This window comes from Vibrio ostreae (assembly GCF_019226825.1).
Lineage (GTDB): Bacteria > Pseudomonadota > Gammaproteobacteria > Enterobacterales > Vibrionaceae > Vibrio > Vibrio ostreae.
Genome location: NZ_CP076643.1, coordinates 1,852,988 through 1,869,184 on the forward strand (window position 1 = coordinate 1,852,988; position 16,197 = coordinate 1,869,184).

Below are 16,197 nucleotides of genomic sequence, written 5' to 3' on the forward strand. Positions count from 1 at the left end.
GCGGCCAAAAAAAAACGCAAACCCGGCTGAGTTTACGCTTTTCATTATTCCAAACTGTTGCGGCTATGCCGCTGTCTGGTCGTCAGGCCAACCTTATGGGCGGTAGACCTTGATATTTTTAAAGCCCTGCTCTTGCAGATACAGCGCCTGCAGACGGCTCATCACACCACGTTCACAGTACAGCAGATAAGTCTTCGACTGATCCAGATCACCGAACTGAGTCGCCAGTTTGTAGAACGGCAGGTGCTGAACTTCAACCCCATCCAGTTCCAGCGGCTTATCATCTTCTTCATCCGGGCTGCGGATATCCAGTACCACGGCGTGCTCCTGCACGGCGGTGACCAGTTCCACTTCCGGAGCCTGCTGCTGCGACTCTTTCTCAATGTCACGAATGTCCATCTGGCGGGCATCGTAAACCACTTTTTCCAGAATAGAGAAGTCGAATTTGGCTTCTTCCGCTTCCAGCTTACCCTTCACCGCTTTCACTGTCGGGCTCTTCGAGATCACACCACAATATTCCGGCATGGTCTTGGCAAAATCTTCGGTACCGATCTCGCGCGCCAGAGTAATGATGTCATCTTTATCCCAGTTGATCAGCGGGCGCAGAATCAGGGTATCCGTCACGTTATCGATATGACGCAGGTTGGTCAGGGTCTGGCTTGATACCTGCCCCAGCGCTTCACCGGTCACCAGAGCCTGGATACCGAACTTCTCAGCCACCATACCAGCAGCACGCATAAACATCCGCTTAAGGATCACGCCCATCTGGCCGTCATCAACTTTTTCCAGGATTTCAGCCACCACCGGCTCAAAATCAATCGAGATAAAGCGCACTTTGGCCGATGAGCCGTACTTATTCCACAAGTAGTGAGCGACCTGTTTAACACCAATCTCGTGCGCCGGACCACCCAGGTTGAAGAAACAGTAGTGAACTTTAGAGCCACGTTTGATGTGCAGGTAGCTCGAAACACCAGAATCGAAACCACCGGAAATCAGGCTCAGTACGTCTTCCTGCGTGCCCAGCGGGAAACCGCCCAGACCTTTGTGGCGGGCAATGATTTGGTTCAGCAGACCATCAACCACTTCAATACGAATGGTCACATCCGGTTTTTGCAGCTTAACGCGCGCGCTTTCCACCGCCTGATTCAAGCCGCCGCCAACATAGCGCTCAAGCTCAATTGATTTAAATTCGTGCTTACCACGACGTTTGGCACGCACTACGAACGTTTTGCCTTCGATCAGATCGCGGCTCTGTTCCAGTACCTGCTCATAAATATTGTGCAGGTCGGTAAACTCACTCTGCTTCACTTCCAGTACTTGCTGGATGCCAGGTGTGGTGGTCAGAATTTCCAGTGTCTCGGCGAAAAATTCATCGCTGTTGCCCGACACTTCAATATGATCACGACGGTTAAATACCGCGACACCTGTGGTACGGTTCTTGACGATATTGCGAATATTACCCTCAAGAATTTTAGTGAAACGCTTACGTACTGATTCACTTTTAACAAAAATTTCCGGATGTGGTTTAACTATAAATTTCATAAGGCTATTCGCAATTTAATGTGGACATTCTCTGGCTGACACTTCGGGTGGCGCTCAGTACTTCCGGGTCTGGCCGTTCATCATCGTGCTCTCACCAAACATAGTGATGATATCACCAAGCATTCGGCAGACTCTAAGGGGGCCGGATTATACACGATCTCGGCCAAGAGAGGAAAGGTTAGAAAAAGGCAAGCCGCCTGGCTTGCCTTTGTGACTAATACTACAGAGTTTTTACTGGTTCTGAGTCTGACCGTCGCCCTGAGGGGCGGAAGGCACCTCATCGCTGTAGAGCGGTTCGCCCTGCATGATACTGATTTCAACCCGGCGGTTGCGCGCGCGCTGCGCTTCGGTATCGTTCGGGCCCAGTGGATCGGTATCGGCCATACCACGTACTTGCAGACGTTGGTGGTCAAAGCCTTTGACACTTTCCATCTCCTGTGCCACCGAGACGGCACGCTGGGCAGACAAGTCCCAGTTAGAGCGATACAGCTCTGAATCTAGACGCTGGTTGTCGGTATGGCCAGAAACACGCACGATGCCCGGTACATCTTTCACCAGTTCCGCTATCTGGCGCACCAGAGGCCGGAACTTAGGCTGCAAGAAAGCGGATCCTTCCGGAAATGCCCCTTTCTCACGAATACGAATCACGATTTGCTGACCGAGGTTTTCCACTTCAATCGCACCCTGATCAATCTCTCGCTCCAGGGCCTTTTTAATGCTTTCGAGTATGGTTTCCATCTCTTCCGACATCGCCTGCGACTGCTGTTGCTGCATTTCAGATTCAGTGTTCTGATTGGTCTGAGTCGATGTCTCCGGTGACTGACCACCGGTCATCTGGCCCGCATCACGCTGGGTACCGCCGGCGCGATCCGATTCACCTTCGTGGAATTCGAGTGTCTGCTGCGTGACATCAATCGTCTGCTGCATAATGACATCGATTGGCGTCGGTTCCGGGCGGCCGGGACGAAACTCCTGAGCGATAATACTGGTCCCTTTCGGGATATCTTTAACCTCCAGGCGGTTTTGTACCCCGAAGGCAAACTTCATCGAACCGGCGATCTGCTTAAACTTGAGTACGTCCATCTCTGAAAACGACAACAAAAGTACGAAGAAGCACATCAGCAGCGACATCAGGTCAGCAAAGGTCCCCATCCACAGCGGCAGACCGGGTGGCGGGCAATTTGGCTTTTCCTCATCCATTATAAGCTCCGCTATTCGTTATCCACATCAAGGGCGCGCTTACCTTCGTTGAGATAGTTTTTCAGGTAGCTGTCGATGACACGTGGGTTCTGACCATCCTGAATCGCCAGCACGCCATCCATAATCAGGCGACGGTTAAGCGTTTCCTGTTCGCGGCGCAGTGAAAGTTTGTCGGCAATCGGGAAAAACACCATGTTGGACAACACCGCACCATACAGCGTCGTCAACAGGGCGACCGCCATCGCAGGGCCGATTGACTTCGGGTCATCCATGTTGGACAGCATGGCAACCAGACCAACCAGAGTACCGATCATGCCCATCGCCGGAGACACATCACCAAATGCGCGGAACACGCTGGTGCCGGCCTGGTGGCGTTCATCGGTCAGAACAATATCTTTTTGCAGCGTGGCACGGACTACGTCGGCATCGTGACCGTCCACTAACAGGTCGATCCCTTTTTGCATAAATGAGTTGGAAATTTCCATCTCTTCCAGAGCCAGAAAGCCGCCTTTACGCGCAGCGTCGGCCATTTCAACCACCTTAGCAATCAGGTCTTCCGGCTCATCGGCTTTGAACATGAAGGCTTTACCGGCAATTTTGGCCGCTCCGAAGAACTGACCCATGGTAAATTTCATCAGCACAACAAACAGTGAACCACCGACTACGATTAGAATCGAGGTGACATCGACGAACATCATCAGGCTGCCGCCCAAGATCATCGCCATAATAACGAAAGCTAAGCCACCAATCAGACCTATTAGCGTTGCTAAATCCACGAAGCGCTCCTCATGCTATTCATTCGCGTCTAAGACATTACTCTCGTTATCGGCAAGAGAATGCATTCTTTAACTTTTTTATCAGCTTGCGCTGCTCGATATGCTAGCTGGCGCGCTTCGCGACCAGATGACACTGAGCGCAAAAAGAAAAACGGGGCCAAGTGAATAAGCGCCAGCCTATGCAACACATCCCCCTGCGGCGAACCACGTGTCTCAGTGTATACTTAAACCCAAAGAATATGCACCCGCCAGCGGCACAGAAATGCAGGATAACGATAAGACTTTGGTGCCAATATGATCTTTCTTTCGACTGCCGGGTAAAAAACGTTGTATTTCTGACAAAATTGCTTGGTTAAATTTGACCATCACCACGCCCTGCGGTAACGTTCGTGCATCTTTCCAAAGGCAATATAATTATGGCGAGCAAGAAACCTGAAAACATGTCCTTCGAAGCGACCATTCAAGAGCTGGATCAACTGGTCGACCAACTGGAGAACGGGGATTTGGCATTAGACGACGCCCTGAAAAAATTTGAGCGTGGTATTGCCCTTGCCCGGTCCGGACAGAGTAAACTGGATGAAGCGGAACAACGCGTGAGCATTCTGCTCAGCAACAGTGATGACGCGCCGCTGACCGAATTTACCGATTTGCCTGAATAATTCTGAATTATTCTAAAATAACACTGAATTGCTAATGAGTGCCCTATGATTGAGGCCCTATCCTCTTTCCAACAAAGAAATAACCAACAACTTGATGTGTGGTTAAACCGTCTGCCTTATCAGAACCTGTCGCTGACTCAGGCGATGCGTTATGGCCTGCTGCTGGGCGGCAAACGCGCGCGCCCTTACCTGGTCTACATCACCGGCCAGATGCTGGGCTGTGAACTGGCAGCGCTTGATACTCCGGCCTCTGCGATCGAGTGTATTCACGCCTACTCGCTGATACACGATGATCTGCCGGCGATGGACGATGACGAACTGCGTCGCGGTCAGGCAACCTGTCACATCAAGTTTGATGAAGCCACCGCCATCCTGACCGGCGATGCGCTGCAGACGCTGGCCTTTACCATTCTGGCCGAAGGTGAGCTGTCGGCTGACGGAGAGTCCAACCGGATAAAAATGGTCCAGGCACTGGCTGAAGCCTCTGGCGCGCAGGGCATGTGTCTGGGGCAATCCCTTGATCTGGCGGCCGAGAACCGCCTGGTCACGCTGGAAGAACTGGAAAATATCCACCGCAATAAAACCGGCGCCCTGATGCGCTGTGCGATTCGGATGGGCGCGATGGCGGCCGGCCAGGCTGGTCTGGATATTCTTCCGCAACTTAACCGCTATGCTGACGCCATCGGCCTCGCATTTCAGGTTCAGGATGATATTTTAGATATCATCAGCGATACAGAAACCTTAGGCAAACCTCAGGGCTCTGACCAACTCTTACACAAAAGCACCTACCCGGCTCTGCTTGGGCTCGAAGGTGCGATGAAAAAAGCTCAGTCACTGCTTAGCGAAGCGCTGCAGGCACTGGAAGATATTCCGTATAACACTGAGCATTTAGAACAGTTCGCCCGATATGTCATCGAGCGCAAAAATTAACACTATAAGCGCGCATTACTATGACTCTTGATATTTCAAAATATCCAACACTGGCTCTGGCAAGCAAACCAGATGAATTACGCAGCATGCCAAAAGAGGTGCTGCCTAAGCTTTGTGACGAACTGAGAACCTACCTGCTCAACTCCGTCAGTCAGTCAAGCGGCCACCTGGCCTCAGGTCTGGGTGCCGTAGAACTGACTGTAGCTTTGCATTACGTCTATAACACACCGTTTGATCACCTGATCTGGGACGTGGGCCATCAGGCCTACCCGCATAAGATTCTGACCGGCCGCCGTGAGCAGCTGCCGACCATTCGTCAGAAAGGCGGTCTGCACCCATTCCCGTGGCGTGGCGAAAGCAAATACGACACCTTATCCGTCGGTCACTCATCGACTTCCATCAGCGCCGCACTGGGCATGGCTATCTGTGCCGGTAAAGAAGGCCAGGATCGTAAAGTGGTCAGCGTGATTGGCGATGGTGCCATCACCGCGGGTATGGCGTTTGAAGCCATGAACCACGCCGGTGATGTCAAACCGGACATGCTGGTGATTCTCAACGACAACGAAATGTCGATTTCCGAAAACGTCGGTGCACTGAACAATCACCTGGCGCAGCTGCTGTCAGGCAACCTGTACACCTCCATTCGCGAGGGCGGGAAAAAAGTCCTGTCCGGCGTGCCGCCAATCAAGGAACTGGTGCGCCGCACCGAAGAGCACCTCAAAGGCATGGTGGTACCGGGCACTCTGTTTGAAGAGTTTGGTTTTAACTACATCGGTCCGATTGACGGCCATGATGTACTGGAACTTATCAAAACCCTGAAGAATATGCGTGAGCTGAAAGGCCCGCAATTTCTGCATGTGATGACCAAAAAGGCAAAGGCTACGAGCCGGCAGAGAAAGATCCGATCGGTTATCACGGCGTGCCTAAGTTTGACCCGTCCCATAGTAGCCTGCCAAAGAGCACCAACAACAAACCGACCTTCTCCAAGATCTTCGGTGATTTTCTGTGTGACATGGCCGCTCAGGATCCTAAACTGATGGCGATTACTCCGGCGATGCGTGAAGGCTCAGGCATGGTGCGCTTTTCCAAACAGTATCCAGATCAGTATTTTGATGTGGCGATTGCCGAGCAACACGCGGTGACACTGGCGACCGGTATGGCGATTGGTGGTTATCATCCGATTGTGGCGATTTACTCCACTTTCTTGCAACGTGGCTACGACCAGCTCATTCACGATGTTGCCATCATGGATTTGCCGGTGATGTTTGCCATTGACCGCGCAGGCTTAGTCGGTGCCGATGGTCAGACCCACCAGGGTGCGTTTGATCTCAGCTTTATGCGCTGCATCCCGAACATGGTGATTATGGCGCCGGCCGATGAAAACGAATGCCGTCAGATGCTCTACACCGGCCACCAGCATCAGGGACCCAGTGCCGTGCGCTACCCGCGTGGTAACGGTATGGGCACCGAACTGGCAGCGACATTCAGCGCGCTGCAAATCGGTAAAGGCCGCATTGTGCGTCAGGCACAACCTGCGGGCGAAGACGCCAAAGTGGCGATTCTCAGCTTTGGTACTCTGCTACCGGGCGCTTTGCAGGCAGCCGAAGCACTCAATGCGACGGTGGCCGATATGCGCTTTGTGAAACCGCTTGATGAAGCCCTCATCACAGAGCTGGCTAACAGCCATGATGTGCTGGTCACGCTGGAAGAAAACGTAGTCGCCGGTGGCGCTGGTGCCGGAGTGGTGGAATTCATGATGAGCAACAAACTGATTAAACCTGTGCTCAATCTGGGTCTGCCGGATCAGTTTGTCGCCCAGGGTACGCAGGAAGAAATGCACGCCGAGCTTGGCCTGGACGGTGCAGGAATTGAGCGCGCTATTCGCGCTTATCTGGCCAAATAATCCGCGCATCGCTTAGCCGATAAGCGTCTGAGAGCAGACAAAAAAAGCCTTCTCATTGAGAAGGCTTTTTACTAGGCAATGCTCGACGAAGTAATGCTTTACTTGGCAATATTTGCCGCGCTGTTGCGGGCAGATGCTATTTGGCCACTGTCTCGCACGGCTGAGGATTGTCCCAGCCAAAAGTGGCAAACAGACGCTGCCAGGTGTGGTCAAACCCGGCACGCAGCACCAAAGGCTGCTTAGTATACGGGTGAATAAAACTCAGCTCGCTGGCATGCAGCATCAGACGATGGCTGTCATACACCTCGCGATACAGACGGTTATGCTTGCCATCACCATGCGTCGTATCACCGACAATCGGGTGGCGCAGGTGTGCCATATGGCGACGCAGCTGATGTTTACGCCCGGTTTTCGGCTGCATTTCCATCAGACAGTAACGTGTGGTGGGAAATTGACCGGTTGAATGCGGCACTTCCACCTTGGCCAGCGGCTGATAGGCCGTCACGGCATCCTGAGCTTCTTTGTCCTGACGGGCAAACTTATCCGCAATCTTATCCAGCTCTTCTTTAAGCGGATAATCCAGCACATCAGCCTGCTCAATCCAGCCACGTACAATCGCATGATACGTCTTTTGCATCTCATGCTGCGCGAACATCGGCATCATATTCGCGGCGATCTCACTCGACAGGGCAAACACCAACACACCGGACGTCGGCCGGTCGAGACGATGGAGCGGAAACACATGCTGACCAATCTGATCACGCAGGGTCTGCATCACAAACTGAGTTTCGTGCTTATCAAGCCAGGAGCGGTGCACCAGCATACCGGCTGGCTTGTTCACCGCCACCATGTACTCGTCCTGATAAATAATTTCCAGCATTAGCGGCATGCCTCATCAATCTGGTAAAGAATCGTCATTACAGGGCCGAACTGTGTCTGTTCCAGCCAGACCTGCTCAAAATAAGGCGTGATGGCAAAACCACGCGGCAGCGATTGCCCGGATGCGATCATCTGCTGCAAACGCGGCACAAAGATCCACTGTAGCCATTCGTGCGGCGCCAGGCTATCCAGCGCAAACGGTTGGCTGCTCTGCAGTGCCATCTCGTCTGGCGCCTGGCTCTGCCATACACCGCATGCTCTGAGTTCGGCTTCCAGCTGCTGCAATAAGGAAAAAAGTGTCGGAGCGGTCATTAATCTATACACTCTGGCCTTGAATTAGCCGCGAATGATACCATCTATTCAACACAGAAAGTTAGGACCAATTTGATCCCATGCAATCCATTCATACTCTGAGCGAACTGCTCAACAACAGTGGCTGCCAGTACCAGGTATTTGACCTGGGTCGTCGCATTCAGCCCATCGATAACGCGCAATTTGCCCAAGTCGAAAAAGGCGCGCAGCCGTACCCTTTTCCGCTGCAGCGTAAAGCTCATCTGGCGATTGCCTACTGGAACGAGAGTCAGCAACCCTGGATCTGGTTTCTGAAGTTCAGCCTCGACGAGCGCGGCCTGTTGGCCCAGGCCGATATCGGCCAGTTTATCAAGTATGTGATTGAAGCTATGGGCACACGCCTGAATCAGGAACTGAGCGAAGAGCAGCAACAGAAACTGGCCAATAACCCTTACACCTTCAAACCATCCGATGACAAAATGGCGGTGTTCCACAGCCAGATCCGTGCCCGCCTTAATCTGTCGTGCAGCCAGTATTACGAACATGCCCAGCATTATTTCGATGGTGGCCTGGGTTGGGATAACTGGCAGACCGTCGGCCTGCAGGGGATTACCGATATCTGTGCCCGCCTTGGCAAACAACAAAACGGGGTGCTAGTGCGTAAAGCCATCGCCCATCTGCCAGCGCAACCGCTGTATGCTCTGCTTGGGGCGCTGGAACACACGGCTCTGCCGGATAAACTGGCCCAGCGCCTGGTTGAATTTGCCGACAGTGAAATCCACAGCCAGGATCCGGATTTGTTCCTGCTGTCAGCGTTAGTACGTGCCTTGTCCGGCGCTCCGGCTGAGCACCAGGTCACGGTAATCGATGCGATTCTTGCCAGTGCGCGTTTAAGCCATCAGGAAATATTGATTGCTATCGCCGGACGCAACTGGTCAATGTTGAACGACAGCGGCCGCGCGCAGCGCTTTTTAGTGCGCCTGGCTCAGACCGGTAACCAGACCCTGTTTAACCAGCTGTTTGCCGATCTGGTGATGCTGCCTGAACTGCGTATGGTGTTATTGCCATTGATCCACACCAGCCCGTCGCCGGAGCTGGCGGACGCGCTGCTTAAATTGCAGCAGTCAGCAAAAGGATAACGTGATGATCGGTGACCTGCTCAGCATCTTGCTGTTTTGTCTGGCCTGTTTTGCGTTCTGGCAGCAGCGTCGCCAATCCGAAATCGCCAAGACTCGCATCAGCCGCAAGTGTGATGAACTGGAACTGCAGTTACTCAGTGTCTCGTTCGGCCAGCACAAATGGAAAACGCCAGACAATCGCTGGCGTTGGCATACGGTGTATTATTTTGAATTTTCAGCCCTGGGTGATGATTGTTACCAGGGCCATCTGGTGATGCAGGGTTTCAGGCCGCAGGCATTCCACCTGCCGCCGCACCGAATGCTATAAAGTCGTGCTCTGCCCCTGAAGGCTCGGTCTGTTGCCATTCAAACGCATAGTAAGAGCCGAAGGCATCCTGGCGGGTAGCACTAAGCTGAAAGCCCAGTTTGTGTAAGATAGCGATGGCGGCATAATTGCTCAGACTGGTACGTGCCGTTACCGCCGTCAGATTAAGCCGTGCGCACGCCTTAGCAAAGAACGCCTGCAGAGCTTCGCTCGCCAGTCCCTGTCCCCAGTAGGCTTTATCAAAAATAAAACCCAGTTCTGCCCGGCCGTCTTCGGCCTGCACAAACACATGGCCCATAAACTCACGGTTATAGTTATCGAGCACTGCCATCGCGTACAGACTGTCATCATGCAGCACACGTTTAAACTGCTCTCGGGCGGCAGAGACCGTTTGCGGACCGTTAAGTTGGGCGCGGTTTTTCGCACAGCAATTGAGGATGAGAAATTCAGACTCAAACGATTCTGTGTAAGGAATAACAAGCGTTCTGCGAGTTACTATCGTCACGGACAATCCTTGTTAGCAGCAATTCCGAATAGACAAACCGATCCTTCTCCGCCACCAAGCGCATGCTCGCGGGCGGGAAAATCGAAAAAGAGAACCAAATAAGACGAAGTAATATTGATTTAGGTGGCGACCTTAGTTGTTTTAGAGCTGAGCCAATTTATGTTTTTGATTTTGTGCTCAATGATTGATCGCGCCACGCGAATGTCATCGTCATCAGGATCAGACGACAGTGGTTGAAAAAATATTAAGAAAAGCCCCGACACACTAGGTATCGGGGCTTAAGTCTTACTCGCAGCATTCCGGCTACTGATGTTGCTCCATGCATCATCCATAATAGCGACAGAATCCTTCTGCCTTGTCCTCGCATCGCCGTCCTAGCGGTGTCCTTAAATCCTTTATGCTGATAATCCCATCAGCGCACTTCACTTGTTCCCTGAGCGGTGTCCTTGCCATCGTCTTGATGGTATTCCGACCTCGTCCCGAGGTGTCCTTCGCATTCCGTGCCAGTTTACTCCGTGTAAACTGTCGAATCCGTTCGAAGTCCTGTCTTCCGTGCTGGCGACTATCCGTCATCGCCAATTTCATCCTGAAGCCACCGTCCAGTGGTGAATCCAAATCCGTGTCAGTTCCCTTCCGACAGGGTTCAATTTACCCCTTTGGACTTTTTGTGCAATGCCCGCAGAACGTTTTTTTTATACCAAAAACACCACAAACAACAAAACCAGTTTAATATCAACAATTTAAATCAATTACAGCGCATATTTCTCTGCTGAAAAATCCAATATCCTACACTGTTTGTAAGCGATCTCGCACAAGCCCCTCCCTCTTTTGCTCGTGGGGAATTCGCAGTATGATCGGGCTAACTCAAGCATAAGGACAAATCATGCTCACAAAAGATGTATCACAGGAGCTGGAAGCTATTCTGACCAGCCTGCAGCAAGAAGGAAAAGAGCCCACTGTCGCTCTGGTTAAATCCCGTCTCTCCACCCCGGTTCCTATGCCGGCGCTGATCACTACCATAAAAAGCTGGAAGAGTGCCAACCGGGTACCGAAAGTCGAAGTGGCCGCACCGGTCGCGAGCGAAACGGATCGTATCACGCAGCTTGAGCAGCAAGTCGCCGACCTGACCTCGCGCCTGCAGGCCCTGGAGCAGAAGCTGGCGGGTGAAGAATGATGAAACTATGGGTGGATGCGGACGCCTGTCCGAAAGTGATTCGTGAAACCCTGTTTCGCGCCGCGGAACGCACTGGCATTGAATGTACTTTTGTCGCCAACCACCAAATTCCGCTGCCCAAGCGCGACAATATCCGCAGCCTGCAGGTCGCCAGTGGTTTCGATGTCGCCGACAACGAAATCGTGCAAAGAGTCGAGAGCGGCGATCTGGTGATTACCGCCGATATTCCGCTCGCCGATGAAGTGATCAGCAAAGGTGGCCAGGCACTGAGTCCGCGTGGCGAGTTGTACACCCTGGAAACCATCAAAGCACGCCTCAATATCCGTGACTTTATGGATACCATGCGCGCCAGCGGTATTCAGACCGGCGGCCCGGCCGCTCTTTCCCAGACTGAGCGACGTGAATTTGCCAATCATCTGGACCGCATTCTCGCCAAAGCCAAGCGCTGATCGAAACGCGGTTCCCGGCAGCAAAAAACCTGCGTCTGTCGCAGGTTTTTTAGTGAGCGCTCAACACCGCCCGGAGTAAGCAGCGGTTGTCAGCGCTGATCAGTCCGCCTTTGTCTGCTAGCGCTGCACCGCTTTAAATCTCGGATTGGTTTTACAAATCACATACAGGCGTCCGCGACGTTTAACGATCTGGCAGTCCGGGTGACGTTGTTTGGCGCTTTTCAGCGAGCTGAGCACTTTCATCGATAATTCCTGTTCGTTACTGCACGGTTCTTAATGGCTGTATCAGCATTCATCACCGGGCAGAGGTTGATTAAATGAATCTGAATCAATAACAACAATTGTTATGTTATAACATAAACAAATAATAATCCGATTGCGCCGCTTTGCAAGTACTATTGCATCCAACCACGATAAATGACGCGATTGAGCGCAGATGACTGAGCGCGCGCCCGACAGCGCTTTGTCGGCCAAAATGTGTTATTTTGCCGCCATGTTCTCTACTTTGACTCCTGCCATGCATTCGATTGAACCGATAGCGATTATAGAAAGCCCGTATAAAGAGAAGTTTGCCGTTCCACGTCAGCCACGCCTGGTGCCCAGCGCCACTGCACGTGCCCGCTTAACTGGTGAGATTAACTGCCAGGAAGCGGTACGCGGCATCGAGCAGTTCAGCCATTTATGGCTGCTGTTTCTGTTTGACCAGAATCTGGCAGCTGGCTGGAAGCCGACCGTACGCCCGCCGCGCCTTGGCGGCAATGAGCGGATTGGCGTGCTGGCCTCACGTTCCACCTTCCGCCCCAACGGCATTGGTATGTCGGCGGTCGAACTGCGCGGCGTCAGCAAACAGGACGAGCAGATCTATCTCGATCTCGGCAGTGTCGATCTGGTCGATGGCACCCCGATCATCGACATCAAACCCTACATCCCCTACTCGGATGCGATCAGCGATGCTACCGGCGGTTATGCCGATGCTGAACCTGAACGAGCCGAAGTACAGTTTGCGCCCGCTGCCGCTGCCTGCCTGGTTGGCCTGCCCGACGCCACAAGCAAACAGGCCGTGATCGAAGAAGTGCTGAGCCAGGATCCACGTCCGGCGTACAAGAAAAACAAGCCAGACAACAAAGAGTACGCGGTGAATTTGTACGATATGAACGTAAAATTCATCGTCAATGACAACTTAGTGACCGTCACCGCAATAGAACGCTTTTGACGAGAGCATTTGGCTGATATTATTAGCGGCTAAATAAATTTATCACCGGTCAGCACTTACCAATACTGCGCCAGCGATAGCGGCAGCAGAGTGAATGACACGAGCGGTGATCCCATCAACTTTTGATAAACGGATACATAAATGCGTACCAGTAAATATCTTCTTTCTACGCTGAAGGAGACTCCAAACGACGCAGAAGTTGTGAGCCACCAGCTCATGCTACGTGCGGGCATGATCCGTAAGCTAGCTTCAGGTCTGTACACCTGGCTACCTACCGGTCTGCGCGTAATGCGTAAAGTAGAAAACATCGTTCGTCAAGAAATCGATAATGCAGGTGCAATCGAAACTTTGATGCCCGTTGTTCAGCCGTTTGAACTTTGGGAAGAGACAGGACGCAGCGAAAAAATGGGTCCTGAGCTACTGCGCTTTACTGACCGACACGAGCGTCCGTTTGTCCTGAGCCCGACTGCAGAAGAAGTGATCACCAGTCTGGTGCGTAACGAAGTCAACTCTTACAAGCAACTGCCACTCAACCTGTATCAGATCCAGACTAAATTCCGTGACGAACGTCGCCCGCGTTTTGGTGTCATGCGTGCACGTGAGTTTTCGATGATGGACGCGTACAGCTTCGACATCGACAAAGACGGCCTGCAAAAAACGTACGATGCCATGCACGATGCGTACTGCAAAGCATTTGACCGTATGGGCCTGGACTACCGTCCTGTGCTGGCAGACAGTGGTGCTATCGGTGGTAACGGCTCTCAAGAGTTCCACGTACTGGCAGAAAGCGGCGAAGACCTGATTGCGTTCTCAACCGAATCTGACTACGCAGCGAACCTGGAAAAAGCTGAAGCGCTGGCGCCTGCGGATGCGGCGGATGCACCCACTTTGGAAATGACTCTGGTTGACACCCCGAACGCAAAAACCATCGCGGAGCTGGTGAACCAGCACGGTCTGCCAATCGAAAAAACCATCAAGACGCTGTTCTTCAAAGCATCCGATGTTGTTGATGCGCCAATCGTTGCCCTTCTGGTTCGTGGTGACCATGAGCTGAACGAAATCAAAGCGGAAAATCTGCCAGAAGTGGCTGCGCCGCTGGAAATGGCGACCGAAGAAGAGATCCGTGCCCTGGTTGGCGCAGGTCCTGGCTCACTGGGTCCGGTTGGCCTGAAACTGCCATGCATCGTTGACCGCAGCGTGGCTGTGATGAGTGACTTCGCCGGTGGTGCCAACATCGACGGTAAACACTACTTCGGTATTAACTGGGGTCGTGACGTAGAACTGGGTCGTGTAGAAGACCTGCGTAACGTGGTAGAAGGTGATCCAAGCCCATGTGGTAAGGGGACCATCCAGCTGAAACGCGGTATCGAAGTAGGTCACATCTTCCAGCTTGGCACCAACTATTCAGAGAAAATGAACTGTAACGTGCTGGGTCCTGACGGCAAAGCTGTGACTCTGGAAATGGGCTGTTACGGTATCGGTGTATCACGTGTGGTCGCTGCAGCTATCGAGCAGAACAACGACAAATACGGCATCATCTGGCCGGATGCGATTGCGCCATTCCAGGTTGCTATCGTGCCAATGAACATGCACAAGTCTGAGCGTGTTCAGGAAGCGGCTGAGAAACTGTACGCTGAGCTGACTGCAGCTGGCATTGAAGTATTGTTTGATGACCGTAAAGAGCGTCCGGGCGTGATGTTCTCTGATATGGAACTGATCGGCATACCACACACAGTGATCATCGGCGATCGCAGCATGGACGAAGGCAACTTCGAATACAAAAATCGTCGCAGCGGTGAGAAATCTCCGGTTGCGATGGAACAAATCATCGAGCACATCAAAGCGAAACTGGCCTAACACCAGACGGTTGATGGCAACATCGATGACGGAAAAGCTGCCTGTGGGCAGCTTTTTTTTATGCCCATTAATCTGCCATTCATCTTGCCTGTCTTACACTAATCCGCAATCTGGTGAGTTAATGCCAGCCCTGAGACAAGCAAGGAGAACAGGAATGGATCTGAAATCACTACTTAATCAGGCACTCAATTCTGATCTGGTGCGCAAAGGCACACAGCAGGCTAAAGCCGCGACGCAAAATAAAAGCCAGCTCGCCACCTTTGGTGCTGGTGCACTCGGCGGCGGTCTGCTTGGTGTACTGATGGGCTCGAAAAAGAGCAAGAAGATGGGTAAAACTGCGCTCAAAGTCGGTGGGGCGGCCGCACTCGGAGCCCTGGCCTATAAAGTGTATAACGACTGGCAGGCCAATCAGCCCGCTTCCGCTCCGCCGGCAGACAGTTTCGATGAAAACAACCCGCGCCATGAGCTCTTGATCGTCAAAGCCATGATTGCGGCCGCCAAAGCCGACGGGCATGTTGATAACGCCGAAATGGACAAGATCAACCAGGCCGTCACTGAACTCGGCGCCGATGCCGGTGTGGCGCAGCTGATTGATCAAGAGCTGAAAAAACCGCTCGATCCGGCCGAAATCGCTCTGCTGGCCCAGACACCGGCCCAGGCCTCCGAGATCTACCTTGCCTCTCTGCTAGTGGCCGATGAACAGAATTTTATGGAAAAAGCCTATCTGGATGAGCTGGCCAAACAGCTGCGCCTTGACGACGAACTGGTCGCACGCCTGAATCAGCAGGTCAGTGGTGAATAAACCACCACTTTCACCTAAGCCTTGCGCCAGAACAAACCTCAGGTTTTGTCTTCATACCCGGCTCTGTGTATATTGAGAACAGATACCATTTAGAGGGCAAAACCATGCAAGTGTATACCTGTTGTGACCTGGTGCGAGAGCTCTATGCCCAGATTGGCAGTGGCGATCAGGCTTATGTGCCAAAAGCCATTTCCTGCGCGGTACGGGCGTTGAACGACGTGGCGGCAGATACCTCCCTGCCACTGGCAACGCGCGAGAACGCGGCCTTTGCAGCGGCGAACTTACTGATTTCAGACTTTGAGGACTAACATGAACCTGGCCAATTTCGAAACCATGGATCCTGTCATGCTGATGAGCATTGTCAACATGAAACTGCGCGATGATTTCTCCGGCGATCTGGACCAACTGGTGGCGTATTTTGATATCGATCGCGCGGCGCTGGAAGCTCGTCTGGCAAGCGCCGGCTTTGATTACCTGCCTGAAGCGGGCCAGTTCCGTTAACAACAGCGCTTTATCAACCACCCGACACTCACAATCAGCGGCCGGCCACGGCCGCTTTTTTATGCTCGTTAAC

At 52.6% G+C, this 16,197-nt stretch carries 18 protein-coding genes and 1 pseudogene; 12 read left to right on the forward strand and 7 right to left on the reverse strand.

The annotated features are described in order from the left end of the window. Window positions 1-93: 93 nt before the first annotated feature. The 3 genes from thiI to pomA form a co-directional block, all read right to left on the reverse strand. Entirely contained in the window at window positions 94-1,542 is a 1,449-nt protein-coding gene (gene thiI, locus KNV97_RS14565; protein WP_136483564.1) for a tRNA uracil 4-sulfurtransferase ThiI, read from the reverse strand. Window positions 1,543-1,773: 231 nt separating this feature from the next. Further along, window positions 1,774-2,742 (reverse strand): flagellar motor protein MotB, encoded by a 969-nt coding sequence (locus KNV97_RS14570; RefSeq protein WP_136483563.1) that lies wholly within the window; start codon window positions 2,740-2,742, stop codon window positions 1,774-1,776. An 11-nt stretch (window positions 2,743-2,753) separates the two neighbouring features. Then, window positions 2,754-3,518: a flagellar motor protein PomA gene (gene pomA / locus KNV97_RS14575; protein ID WP_136483562.1), complete on the reverse strand. Its 765-nt coding sequence runs from the start codon at window positions 3,516-3,518 to the stop codon at window positions 2,754-2,756. A gap of 416 nt (window positions 3,519-3,934) precedes the next feature. Here pomA and xseB point away from each other — a divergent pair, with 416 nt between their 5' ends. The 3 genes and pseudogenes from xseB to dxs all read left to right on the forward strand — a co-directional run bounded on the left by xseB (window position 3,935) and on the right by dxs (window position 7,010). Continuing rightward, window positions 3,935-4,177: an exodeoxyribonuclease VII small subunit gene (gene xseB, locus KNV97_RS14580; protein WP_136483561.1), complete on the forward strand. Its 243-nt coding sequence runs from the start codon at window positions 3,935-3,937 to the stop codon at window positions 4,175-4,177. 45 nt (window positions 4,178-4,222) lie between these two features. Continuing rightward, window positions 4,223-5,107 (forward strand): (2E,6E)-farnesyl diphosphate synthase, encoded by an 885-nt coding sequence (gene ispA / locus KNV97_RS14585; protein ID WP_136483560.1) that lies wholly within the window; start codon window positions 4,223-4,225, stop codon window positions 5,105-5,107. Between the two features lie 20 nt (window positions 5,108-5,127). After that, window positions 5,128-7,010, forward strand: a pseudogene (gene dxs / locus KNV97_RS14590) (1-deoxy-D-xylulose-5-phosphate synthase). Between the two features lie 136 nt (window positions 7,011-7,146). On the opposite strand, the gene truC reads toward dxs, so the two are convergent. Both truC and KNV97_RS14600 read right to left on the reverse strand, forming a co-directional pair. Then, window positions 7,147-7,890, reverse strand: a complete 744-nt coding sequence (gene truC / locus KNV97_RS14595) for a tRNA pseudouridine(65) synthase TruC (RefSeq protein ID WP_218562203.1) — start codon at window positions 7,888-7,890, stop codon at window positions 7,147-7,149. Continuing rightward, a complete protein-coding gene (locus tag KNV97_RS14600) occupies window positions 7,890-8,201 on the reverse strand; it encodes a YqcC family protein (protein ID WP_136483557.1) in 312 nt (103 codons plus the stop codon). The genes truC and KNV97_RS14600 overlap by 1 nt, the downstream gene beginning before the upstream one ends. Window positions 8,202-8,281: 80 nt before the next feature. Here KNV97_RS14600 and KNV97_RS14605 point away from each other — a divergent pair, with 80 nt between their 5' ends. Together KNV97_RS14605 and KNV97_RS14610 are read left to right on the forward strand one after the other, a co-directional pair. Continuing rightward, window positions 8,282-9,319, forward strand: coding sequence for a DUF3549 family protein (locus KNV97_RS14605; protein ID WP_136483556.1), 1,038 nt, complete (start codon window positions 8,282-8,284; stop codon window positions 9,317-9,319). Window positions 9,320-9,323: 4 nt separating this feature from the next. Further along, window positions 9,324-9,626, forward strand: a complete 303-nt coding sequence (locus KNV97_RS14610) for a DUF3301 domain-containing protein (protein ID WP_136483555.1) — start codon at window positions 9,324-9,326, stop codon at window positions 9,624-9,626. Here KNV97_RS14610 and KNV97_RS14615 read toward each other — a convergent pair. Continuing rightward, window positions 9,583-10,128 (reverse strand): GNAT family N-acetyltransferase, encoded by a 546-nt coding sequence (locus KNV97_RS14615; protein ID WP_136483554.1) that lies wholly within the window; start codon window positions 10,126-10,128, stop codon window positions 9,583-9,585. The two genes, KNV97_RS14610 and KNV97_RS14615, sit on opposite strands and share 44 nt — an antisense overlap. An 883-nt stretch (window positions 10,129-11,011) precedes the next feature. Between KNV97_RS14615 and KNV97_RS14620 the strand changes: the two genes are divergently transcribed. After that, window positions 11,012-11,302 carry a hypothetical protein gene (locus KNV97_RS14620; protein WP_136483553.1) on the forward strand — a complete coding sequence of 97 codons (291 nt, stop codon included), beginning with the start codon at window positions 11,012-11,014 and terminating at the stop codon, window positions 11,300-11,302. Then, window positions 11,302-11,751: a YaiI/YqxD family protein gene (locus tag KNV97_RS14625; protein ID WP_136483604.1), complete on the forward strand. Its 450-nt coding sequence runs from the start codon at window positions 11,302-11,304 to the stop codon at window positions 11,749-11,751. The genes KNV97_RS14620 and KNV97_RS14625 overlap by 1 nt, the downstream gene beginning before the upstream one ends. A 117-nt stretch (window positions 11,752-11,868) precedes the next feature. On the opposite strand, the gene ykgO is transcribed toward KNV97_RS14625, so the two are convergent. Continuing rightward, the gene (ykgO, locus tag KNV97_RS14630; RefSeq protein WP_136483552.1) at window positions 11,869-11,994 is read right to left on the reverse strand and encodes a type B 50S ribosomal protein L36; all 126 of its coding nucleotides are present in this window, start codon (window positions 11,992-11,994) and stop codon (window positions 11,869-11,871) included. 274 nt (window positions 11,995-12,268) lie between these two features. On the opposite strand from ykgO, the gene tsaA reads away from it, so the two are divergent. From tsaA to KNV97_RS14655, 5 genes are all read left to right on the forward strand, one after another. Further along, window positions 12,269-12,964 (forward strand): tRNA (N6-threonylcarbamoyladenosine(37)-N6)-methyltransferase TrmO, encoded by a 696-nt coding sequence (gene tsaA / locus KNV97_RS14635; RefSeq protein ID WP_218563437.1) that lies wholly within the window; start codon window positions 12,269-12,271, stop codon window positions 12,962-12,964. A gap of 141 nt (window positions 12,965-13,105) precedes the next feature. Then, entirely contained in the window at window positions 13,106-14,821 is a 1,716-nt protein-coding gene (locus KNV97_RS14640; protein ID WP_218562204.1) for a proline--tRNA ligase, read from the forward strand. 154 nt (window positions 14,822-14,975) lie between these two features. Continuing rightward, window positions 14,976-15,623 carry a tellurite resistance TerB family protein gene (locus KNV97_RS14645; protein WP_218562205.1) on the forward strand — a complete coding sequence of 216 codons (648 nt, stop codon included), beginning with the start codon at window positions 14,976-14,978 and terminating at the stop codon, window positions 15,621-15,623. Window positions 15,624-15,727: 104 nt separating this feature from the next. Continuing rightward, the gene (locus KNV97_RS14650) at window positions 15,728-15,931 is read left to right on the forward strand and encodes a YaeP family protein (RefSeq protein ID WP_218562206.1); all 204 of its coding nucleotides are present in this window, start codon (window positions 15,728-15,730) and stop codon (window positions 15,929-15,931) included. A gap of 1 nt (window position 15,932) precedes the next feature. Further along, window positions 15,933-16,124: a DUF4250 domain-containing protein gene (locus KNV97_RS14655; RefSeq protein WP_136483548.1), complete on the forward strand. Its 192-nt coding sequence runs from the start codon at window positions 15,933-15,935 to the stop codon at window positions 16,122-16,124. Window positions 16,125-16,197 lie beyond the last annotated feature (73 nt).